Annotated in this window: 2 protein-coding genes; both read right to left on the bottom strand. The window is 72.3% G+C overall.

Translation table 11 applies throughout. From position 1 onward, the window contains the following. Positions 1-1,314 (bottom strand): FG-GAP-like repeat-containing protein (locus AOK23_RS42365; RefSeq protein WP_055717706.1); only part of this gene is annotated, 1,314 nt, incomplete at its 3' end. 225 nt (positions 1,315-1,539) lie between these two features. Then, on the bottom strand, positions 1,540-2,435 hold an 896-nt coding region (locus AOK23_RS42360; RefSeq protein ID WP_169800393.1), incomplete at its 5' end, for an FG-GAP repeat domain-containing protein.

The raw sequence follows: 2,435 nt of genomic DNA, 5'->3' as shown, positions 1-2,435 counted from the left end.
GTCCGCCTTGCCGTCACCGGTGACATCGGTGAGCTTGACCTCGCCGCCGAGCAGGTCGTCCGTCTCGTCCGTGCCGGGGACACCGGCCGTGGACTGAGCGAAGTACTGGTAGCCGGAGCCGGTGTTCACACCGGAGGGCGACCCGTACAGCACGGTCACCGCGCCGGCGTTGACGACACCGCCGAGGTTTTCGCCGGGCGCGCCGACGACCAGGTCGGTCCTGCCGTCGCCGTTGATGTCGCCGAGGGAGAGTTCGCTGCCGAAGTAGTCGCCGCGCTCGGAGGAACCGGGGACGTTGCCGCTGTCCTGCGTCACCGCGACCGTGGTGGCCGGGCCGTCCGCGGAGCCGAACAGGATGTGGATCTTGCCGCCGGTGGACGAACCGGGCACGCTGGGCTCGCTGCCGTCCTTCGACGGGTCCCAGTCCTGGCCGGTGACGATGTCGCCGTAGCCGTCGCCGTTGATGTCGCCGATGCCGGTGATGATGCCGCGCTTCAGCTCACGCACACCGCCCTCCGCGCCCAGGCCCTGGGGGGAACCGGGCACGTACCAGTTGGTGTTGTACTGCCAGGAGCTGTCGGTCTCGAAGCCGTCGACCACGAGGTCCGTGCGCTTGTCGCCGTTGGCGTCGCCGGCGGTGAGCATGATGGCGCCCGCGCCCTTGCCGGAGACGATGTCCAGCTTGACGGCGTACTGGTCGCCGAACGAACCGGACTTGGTGATGCCGTCACCGATGACGAACACCTCGTTGGAGGTGGTGCCGATCGCCAGGTCATCGGTGCCGTCGCCGTCGAAGTCACCCGAGGCGAGCGACCGGCCCCACTGGTCGTGCGACGAGGGGGCGAGGTCCTTGATGGTGGTGGCACCGGACAGACCCGAGGCGGAGCCCCACACGATGAGGACGGTGCCGCCGTCGGTGTCGCCGGACACGTCCTCGGTGGGCGCGGACACGGCGAGGTCGTCATAGCCGTCGCCGTTGTAGTCGCCGTACGCGGTGGACCAGCTGAACCAGTCGCCGGTCTCTGCCTCGCCGGGTACACCCGAGGTGTTCTGGCTGATCGTCGTGCGCTTGGTCGAGCTGATACCGCTCGCCGAGCCGTACAGGGCGACGACCTGCCCTGCGTCGGCCTTGCCGCCGACCGTGGCGCCGCCGGCCGAGTACGCCACATCGCCGTATCCGTCGTTGTTGAAGTCCGCCACCGGGTGGTGGACCGAGTCGGCCGCCGTCGCCGTCGCGGCCGAGAACGTGAGCAGACCGCCCGTCAGCGCGGCCGCGGAGGCCGTCGCGAGGGCGAGTCGCAGATGCTTGTGCATGCGGGAATCTCCTGCTGCATGCGGGACGCCTGGCAGACGTCCGCAGTCAATGGGGTGCCCTTCCTGTCCGCGTTCGCCCGTAGTTCGTTCGGGGTTCACGGGAAAGTCGGCGAACAGGAGACCGCCGGAGGTGCGGGAGGGTTGTACGGGAGTTCGAGGAATTTCTGTGACGGATGGAACCGGTGGGGCGCCGGGGACCTCTTACTTCCCCGCGCCCCGCACGGCTCACCTGGCGAGCACCGCCCCGTACCCCGCCGCTCCCGTCAGTCCGAGCTTCGCCGGTGTCAGGGAGACCGCGGGGAGACGGGGGGCGTCGCCCGCCGACGGGCGGTACCAGAGGGCGCCCGCGGGGGCGTTCTCGCCGGGCGCGCCGATCACCTGGTCGTCGTACTTCGCCGTGTCGAAGTCGGCCGCCGCCACCGCCGCCCCGAACAGGTCGCCCTCCTCGGCCGTGCCCGGCACCCCGGCGGAGCTCTGCGTGAAGGCCGGACCGGTGAACACCCGGTCGCCCCCCACCTCCAGCTCCCAGTACGCGCCCGCGCGGGCCGCCGACCCCACCGCCTCGTGGCTCGCCCCCACCAGCAGCGAGTCGGGCCCGCTGCCGTCGAGGTCGACGACCGCCAGCGCGGCACCGAAGTTGTCCTCGGCCTCCGCCGTGCCGCCCACACCGGGGGAGGACTGGGTGGTGCAGGTGACCCCACCGCCGAGCGTGGTGCCCGGCGCCCCGTACACCGTGGCGAGGGCGCCGCCGAGCCGGTCCGCGCAAGTCGCGCCCTCCGCCTCGGGGTCGGGCAGCACCTCGCCGATCGCCAGGTCCGCCCGGCCGTCGCCGTCGAAGTCGCCGGCGGCGAGCGCGGAGCCGAAGTCGGCGGCCTGCCAGCGCGTCGCCCAGCCGCCGGGCGCCAGGGAACGGACACGGGTGCCCGAGATCTCCAGGCCCTTGTAGGTGACGGCCAGGTCGTCCCTGCCGTCACCGTCGAAGTCCGCGGTGGTCAGCGCGCGGGCGTCACCGAAGTCGTAGCCCTCGACGAGTGTCGTGGGTGCGGCGGCGGTGAGCGGCCCCGGCCGCAGGACCGTGGCCCCGCCCTCCTCGCCGCTCACGGCGAGGAGGGCGGGGCCAC

The organism is Streptomyces torulosus, assembly GCF_001419765.1.
GTDB classification, from domain to species: Bacteria; Actinomycetota; Actinomycetes; order Streptomycetales; family Streptomycetaceae; genus Streptomyces; species Streptomyces torulosus.
Note: the sequence above shows the minus strand (reverse complement) of the source record. Positions and strands in the feature narration are given on the sequence as shown.